Here is a 6808-nt window from a genome sequence, read left to right on the forward strand (position 1 = left end):
ATATCCGCAGAGTTCTGCGAAAAATCAATCAAACCGCTTTCTGATTCAGGCTCTAACAGCATTAAAGGTCTGATTGTGGTTTGCGCGAAAACGCCATGAAAAGACACGTAATAAGCGCAATAAACCCAACATATATGAAAAATATCGTAAGATTATAGTAGATTACCGCCACAAGTGAAACAACAGCACCCAGCAACGCAATAGCTGGCAAAACCGGGTACAATGGCGCCCGATAGGGACGAGACAAAGCTGGTTCTTTCAGGCGCAAGCGAAACAGGCTGACCATGCTCAGCAGATACATGGTCAGAGCCCCAAAAACAGACATTGTAACCAATGTGGCCGTGAGAGACTGCCCATTGATAGAGATAATGTCATCCGAAAAGATAGCTGCAATTCCGATGCTGCCACCAGCCAACGTGGCCGTATAAGGCGTTTTGAAACGTGGATGCAGTTTACCCAACACAGCAGGCAAGAACCCTGCGCGAGCCAATGCAAAGATCTGCCGACCATACCCCATGATAATGCCATGCAAGGAGGCAACCAGACCAAACAGCCCCAGCCACACCAGCATGTGCAACCATCCGCTATTGCTGCCCACTACAGCCTTCATGGCTTGCGGCAAAGGGTCATTCAGGTTGGCAAGAGTATGCCAATCCCCCACACCGCCAGCAAACAGCATGACACCAAACGCCAATGAAACAAGCGTAAGCACACCCGCAATATATGCGATAGGAATAGAACGGCGCGGATCTTTTGCTTCCTCTGCCGCCATGGCAACGCCTTCAATGGCCAGAAAGAACCAGATTGCAAATGGAACGGCTGCAAAAATACCGCCCATAGCTTCCCAGCCAAAATGCGGTGCAACACCCCAACCGTTCTGAAGGAAATGGTGCCATGAAAATGCGGGTGCCACGACCCCCATAAACACAAGAAGTTCGATAATAGCTGCAATTGTTACAAACAGCTCAAATGTTGCAGCAATATGCACCCCCACAATATTCAGTGTCATGAACACCAAATATGCCCCCAATGCCGCAACTTTAGGGGAGAGATGTGGAAACTGCACATTCAGATAAGCACCAATAGCCAACGCAATAGCTGGTGGTGCAAAAATAAACTCCACCAGCGTGGCAAGCCCTGCCAACAAACCGCCCCATCGCCCTAATGCCCGAAAACTATAGGCAAACGGGCCACCCGCATGCGGGATGGCACAAGTAAGTTCTGTAAAACTGAAGATAAAAGCCGTGTACATAATGGCCACAAAAACTGTGGCTACCAAAAACCCTAAAGTTCCAGCCGTGCCCCAGCCATAGCTCCAGCCAAAATACTCTCCGGAAATAACCAGACCAACAGCAATACCCCATAGATGGAACGTGCTGAGAGATTTGTTGAGATGCGTTGAACCCTCGCCCATGCTTCAGTACATCCTTTTGTGTCAGAGAATTATCAAGAAATTTTCGGTGTATTTTCGATTATTCCATTCTCTGGGGAAGAATCTTTCAAACCAATTCCTGTTTCTTTCAAACGCATGGCTTCCTGCATCAACCAGGTAAGTTTATCGGCCGCAGCAGACGTGGAAAGACCATATGTATGAATATTTGAGAGACAGTTTCTGGAAGAATCTGGACAGCCTACATAAGGCGCGTATGTCAGATACACTCCCATGCTGTCGGCAACACTTAAGCCCGGGCGCTCCCCAATCATCATGACAACAATTTTCGCACCCATTTTCTGGGCAATTTCATCACCCAATGCTACCCGGCTTTGTGTTGCCACAACCAAAGGTGCAATACGCCACCCGACCAACCGCTTGCACATGGCCCGATACAGCGGCAGAGCTTCCTTTTGTGTTGCGATAGAAGACAATCCATCCGCTGCAACAAACACCACATCCCATTGCCCATGAGGCAAAGCCTCAAGTGATGCAGCATTGAGCCTGCGCCCCAGATCTGGACGGCGCAAATACGTTTGCCGATCTTGCGCCTGGCTGGAAACGAAGATAACAGGCGCATCTCCCATTTCTGCCTGTAAATGCGCAACATCCAAAGGAATATGCACAGCATCCCGCGCTTTGGAATGAGATTCCTGAAATGCTAAAACATCTTTTGTGCATTGTGCATTTCCAGAACGACTCAAACCAATACGAGCCCGCGTGAACTGCCGCAAACCCTGCCATTCATCACGTTCTTCCGGAAGCGTTGAACCTGTAGCCAGTAGCTTTTTATCTGTCATGCTGCACCTACCAACTGCCCTAGTCGGGTTTGCCCCGGTGCAATTTCTCGCATGCGGTTGTGCTGGCTATCGTACAGTTCCATTTTCTCCAGCCATGCCGCAAATTCTGGAGCAGGTTTTAGACCTAACAAATTGCGCAATGTCAGAATGTCATGGAACGAAAGGCTTTGATAATTCAGCATCACATCATCAGCCCCCGGCACACCTATCAGAAAGGTAATGCCCGCTGTGCCAAGAAGCACCATCAGGTTATCCATATCATCCTGATCGGCCTCAGCATGGTTGGTGTAACAGGCATCACACCCCATTGGCACACCTAGCAGCTTGGCACAGAAATGGTCTTCCAAGCCGGCACGGATAATCTGCTTTCCATCATACAGATATTCAGGACCAATAAAGCCAACAACTGTGTTTACCAGTAAGGGATTATACGCACGGGCAACGGCATAGGCGCGTGCTTCTGCCGTTTGCTGATCCATACCATGATGCGCGTTGGCTGAAAGAGCTGCACCCTGCCCTGTTTCAAAATACATGACATTCTGGCCAACCGTGCCACGCTTAAGCCCTACCGCCGCATCTTGCGCTTCTGCCAGAATGGAAAGATTGATGCCAAACCCTTCATTCGCCTTCTGTGTACCAGCAATAGATTGAAAAACCAGATCTACCGCCCCGTCCTTATTCATGATTTCCAATGTATTGGTCACATGCGTAAGCACACAGGTCTGAGTAGGGATATCATAGCGCTGACGGGCATGATCCAACATATCCAATAAGGCCATACCATTTGCCACACTATCTGTAGCCGGGTTAATACCGATAACGGCATCCCCCATACCGTACAGCAAACCATCCAGTGTTGAAGCGGCGATTCCTTTTAGATCATCTGTAGGATGATTGGGTTGTAAGCGGGAAGACAAACACCCTTCCAGACCAATGGTATTTCTAAAACCCGTGATCACACGAATTTTGCGTGCAACACTCATTAAGTCCTGATTACGCATGAGCTTGCTAACCGCCGCAGCCATTTCTGGCGTAATGCCCGGAGCAACAGCCGCCAGTGTTGCGGTATCAGCTTCGTGCGAGAGCAACCAATCCCGAAACTGCCCGACTGTCATATGTGCTAGCGGTGCAAAGGCAACCTTATCATGCGTATCCATAATAAGGCGCGTTACTTCGTCTTCCTCATACGGAACGAGCGCAACATCCAAAAAGGTCTGCAACGGAAGATCGGCCAAGGCATAGCGCGCTGCAATACGCTGCACATCTGACTGTGCCGCAACACCAGCCAACTGGTCTCCCGAGCGTTCGGACGATGCAACTGCCAGCAACGTTTTCAGATCATCGAAGCTGTATGTCTCACCCCCCAGAGTGCACCGATACACCATTGAAGGAACTCCTTAGCTGCGCGCGAAAGAGATATGGTTCGCTTTCTGCATGCATTACAATCATATCTATTTCGGAATGATATCATAGGGAAATGATTTGCGACTTGACTGCGCGCTACATATTTTTAACATTTCATGACAAAGACGGCTGCAGCTTACACACTCGCTTCAGACAAAGGATTGCAATGTCTCCCCTGCCCGCCTTTTCTGCCTCTGGCGTTATGGCCGCCGCCGCTTCTGGCGCAGAAGGCTTTATTACAAGCCATGGTGGCGATATTGACCGCATTTCCGGCCGCGCAGGGTTGGCTCCAGGTAAACTGGCCCTACCCACAGATATGCTGAACCTGAACGCATATTGTCGCCTGTTTACGGAAGCCGCAAAGGAAACCCAGCACGGCAATTTGGGCCTATGGTTCGGGCAGCAGTTTCAACCCCAGACATTGGGGTTGATTGGGTTTGTGGCGCTTCTTTCCCCCACTGTAAAAGACGCCATTCATAATCTTGCAACGCACTTTATTTATCATCAAAGCTGCACGCACACGCGCCTTGTACAGCAGGGCAACCTATTGCGACTTGAATACGCCATTACAGACCCAACTATTACAGAACGCCGGCAAGATGCAGAACTCACGCTCGGCATGTTCTGCAATGTGCTGCGCTATGCTTTAGGCCCTGCATGGCAGCCAGAAGAGGTGCATTTTGCACATGCGCAACCCGAACAGGCACAGGAGCACCGAGAAGCCTTTCAGGCAGATGTCCGCTTTGGCCGCCCTACCAACGCGCTTATTTTCCGCGATATTGGTTTGGAACGCGCAATGCCGGATGCACAGCCGCATACGCTGGAAATTGTAAAAGCGTCTCTTATCTCGCTCGCCCGCAACGGACACAGTGCCCCTCATCCGCATGTTTCTTTTAAAGAGCAGGTTTTATTAGCACTTAAAGAAATTTTGCCAGAAGGTGGGCACCTCACCCTATTAGCTGCCCGCATGAATATGCCGGTTTGGACCTTGCAAAGACGGCTGGCAGACCTTGGAATATCTTATTCTGATTTAGTGGAAACCACGCGCTACAAACAGGCATGTGTTTTTCTACAACAACCAGAGCATGACATCAGCCAAATTGCCAGATTATTGGGGTATTCTGAAACCAGCGCGTTCAGTAGAGCATTCCGGAAGTGGAGCGGCGTTTCCCCGCGCACATGGCGCCAGCAATATATGCCGGCGCCACCTTTTATCTAATATCAAAATTCCTTTTATGAACTTGGAATTATCTATAAAGGTTGTCAAAAATTCCGCCATTTGAGAAATGGTCTTTTTGCAGCTTTGTCCACCCACCCAAGCTGGCAACATCAAATGTTTCTACCTTTGGAAACACCTGCCCATATTCTGCCAACACTGCCGGATCTACCGGACGGAAATAATGTTTGGCACCAATCTTTTGCCCTTCCGGGCTAAACAAAAACTCCAGATATGCTTTGGCAACAGCTTCTGTGCCATGCGCCTTTACATTTTTATCCACCAAAGAAACGGGAGGTTCTGCAAGAATAGTTTGTGAGGGCACGACAATATCAAACTGATCTGGCCCGATATCTCGAGCGGCCATCAATGCTTCATCTTCCCACGCCAGCAAAACATCACCCAGATGGCGTTGTACAAAACTGTTTGTTGCTCCGCGTGCTCCTGTATCTAAAACAGGAACATGCTTGAATAAGCTTTTCAAATACGTTTTTGCTGCATCTTCTGAGCCATTATTCTGATGCAATGCCCATCCCCATGCCGCCAGATAATTCCAACGGGCACCACCAGATGTTTTGGGGTTAGGTGTAATAACCTGCACGCCATCACGCACAAGATCTGGCCAATCCTTGATGTTTTTCGGATTTCCCTTGCGCACAAGAAAAACAATTGTGCTTGTGTATGGCGTAGAGTTGTGCGGCAGGCGTGTTTGCCAATCTGGTGCAATTAAACCTTTCTGCGCGAGCAAATCAATATCATAGGCCAAGCCTAATGTAACCACATCTGCTGGCACACCTTCCAGAACTGAACGCGCCTGTGCACCAGAGCCCCCATGCGCTGTTTTGACAGTCACACTGTCTTCTGGATGTGCCTGATGCCAGACATTTGCAAAAGCTTTGTCTACGTCAGCATACAACTCACGCGTGGGATCATAGGAGACATTCAAAAGATTGAAAGAGGCTGCCTGTGCCTGCCCAGCATGCACACCCAAGAAGGCTCCGCCCCCCAAAACTGCAGCCCCAACCAGCAGGCGACGACGAGAAAGCGAAAAGTCTTTGTTTTTCATGATTATGAGACCTTCAAACCAGTTTTTCAGAATGCCGCCTGCACGCGGCCAACAACTGCATTTCCATCGCGCCCAAACAGATTAACGCCACCCGATACACCCTTGGAACGCGTGACAATAAAGTGTGCGTAATCCAACATCACCTTGATATGTCGGTTAGGATACCAGTTAAACCCGCCCTGCCAGACCGTTTGCTGGTTGCCGTTAACGCCTTCTCCACCCTGATTTTCCGTGCCGTACAAGTCTGTCACACTCCAGCGTCCGCTTACTTCCAACGCGCCCCAGTGGCCGGTTGCTGGGTCGAAGTCATACGTTACACCGGGTGTAGTAAACGCTGCCGTTTTCTCACTATACACGCGGGGAGTTCCCAAAAGTGTATAGTTTGCTGCCACATACCAACCATCAAACCCAAGAGAGGGCAGATGCACAGTTTGCGCCTGATGGTCACGCTGTACGCCAATATGGTAGTATTCGCCTTTCAGCAAAAAGCGCTTCCATCGTAATGCCAACTGGGGCCCAGCAGCCCAGATTTGCGCAACATCTGTAAGCGCTCCGGAGGTAAGCAGGCTGGTTTCCCCCAGCGGCACTTCCATGTTGTCTGACAATTTCAACTGGCGGCCACTGCTATTTTCATTAACCTTGAATACAGAAGTTGCCCCGGCACCCACATGCACATCGATATCTTTTGAAACATAAGGACGACCAGCCGCGCGAATAACTGCACCTGTCTGGCTATCAACTATCGTGGTATCCTTAGAGCGGTCCCCAAACTTTTGGCCCGTAAAATACCCTGAAACAAGCCAACGTTTTTCATAATGCTCACCACCAACACTACGGCGTGTCGTCAGTTAAGCAGGATGATGATTGAGGCGAACTGCACGGCTGCGAGG

5 protein-coding genes and 1 pseudogene are annotated in these 6808 nt (G+C 49.7%); 1 reads left to right on the forward strand and 5 read right to left on the reverse strand.

The features are described 5' to 3' along the window. Window positions 1-61: 61 nt before the first annotated feature. Genes eat through APA10_RS09230 form a run of 3 tightly spaced genes read right to left on the reverse strand, consistent with a single transcriptional unit; the run spans window position 62 to window position 3617 of the window. Window positions 62-1414 (reverse strand): ethanolamine permease, encoded by a 1353-nt coding sequence (gene eat / locus APA10_RS09220; RefSeq protein ID WP_003631025.1) that lies wholly within the window; start codon window positions 1412-1414, stop codon window positions 62-64. 32 nt (window positions 1415-1446) lie between these two features. Next, window positions 1447-2232 carry an ethanolamine ammonia-lyase subunit EutC gene (gene eutC, locus APA10_RS09225; protein WP_003631026.1) on the reverse strand — a complete coding sequence of 262 codons (786 nt, stop codon included), beginning with the start codon at window positions 2230-2232 and terminating at the stop codon, window positions 1447-1449. After that, window positions 2229-3617 (reverse strand): ethanolamine ammonia-lyase subunit EutB, encoded by a 1389-nt coding sequence (locus APA10_RS09230; RefSeq protein ID WP_003631027.1) that lies wholly within the window; start codon window positions 3615-3617, stop codon window positions 2229-2231. Before APA10_RS09230 ends, eutC begins: the two co-directional genes overlap by 4 nt. 92 nt (window positions 3618-3709) lie before the next feature. Here APA10_RS09230 and qhpR point away from each other — a divergent pair, with 92 nt between their 5' ends. Then, a complete protein-coding gene (gene qhpR / locus APA10_RS09235) occupies window positions 3710-4855 on the forward strand; it encodes an AraC-like transcriptional regulator QhpR (protein WP_174714276.1) in 1146 nt (381 codons plus the stop codon). A 28-nt stretch (window positions 4856-4883) separates the two neighbouring features. Here the strand turns inward: qhpR and APA10_RS09240 are convergent, their stop codons facing one another. Beyond that, window positions 4884-5918 carry a sulfate ABC transporter substrate-binding protein gene (locus APA10_RS09240; protein WP_003631029.1) on the reverse strand — a complete coding sequence of 345 codons (1035 nt, stop codon included), beginning with the start codon at window positions 5916-5918 and terminating at the stop codon, window positions 4884-4886. A gap of 26 nt (window positions 5919-5944) precedes the next feature. After that, window positions 5945-6757: pseudogene (locus APA10_RS09245) on the reverse strand (OprO/OprP family phosphate-selective porin); the annotation flags it as partial. Window positions 6758-6808 lie beyond the last annotated feature (51 nt).

It is taken from the genome of Acetobacter pasteurianus subsp. pasteurianus LMG 1262 = NBRC 106471, from assembly GCF_000285275.1.
In the GTDB taxonomy this organism is placed as follows: Bacteria; Pseudomonadota; Alphaproteobacteria; order Acetobacterales; family Acetobacteraceae; genus Acetobacter; species Acetobacter pasteurianus.

Coding starts and splice junctions, on each gene's coding strand:
- eat (WP_003631025.1), bottom strand. CDS start 1,414: ATGGGCGAGGGTTCAACGCATCTCAACAAATCTCTCAGCACGTTCCAT.
- eutC (WP_003631026.1), bottom strand. CDS start 2,232: ATGACAGATAAAAAGCTACTGGCTACAGGTTCAACGCTTCCGGAAGAA.
- APA10_RS09230 (WP_003631027.1), bottom strand. CDS start 3,617: ATGGTGTATCGGTGCACTCTGGGGGGTGAGACATACAGCTTCGATGAT.
- qhpR (WP_174714276.1), top strand. CDS start 3,710: ATGATTTGCGACTTGACTGCGCGCTACATATTTTTAACATTTCATGAC.
- APA10_RS09240 (WP_003631029.1), bottom strand. CDS start 5,918: ATGAAAAACAAAGACTTTTCGCTTTCTCGTCGTCGCCTGCTGGTTGGG.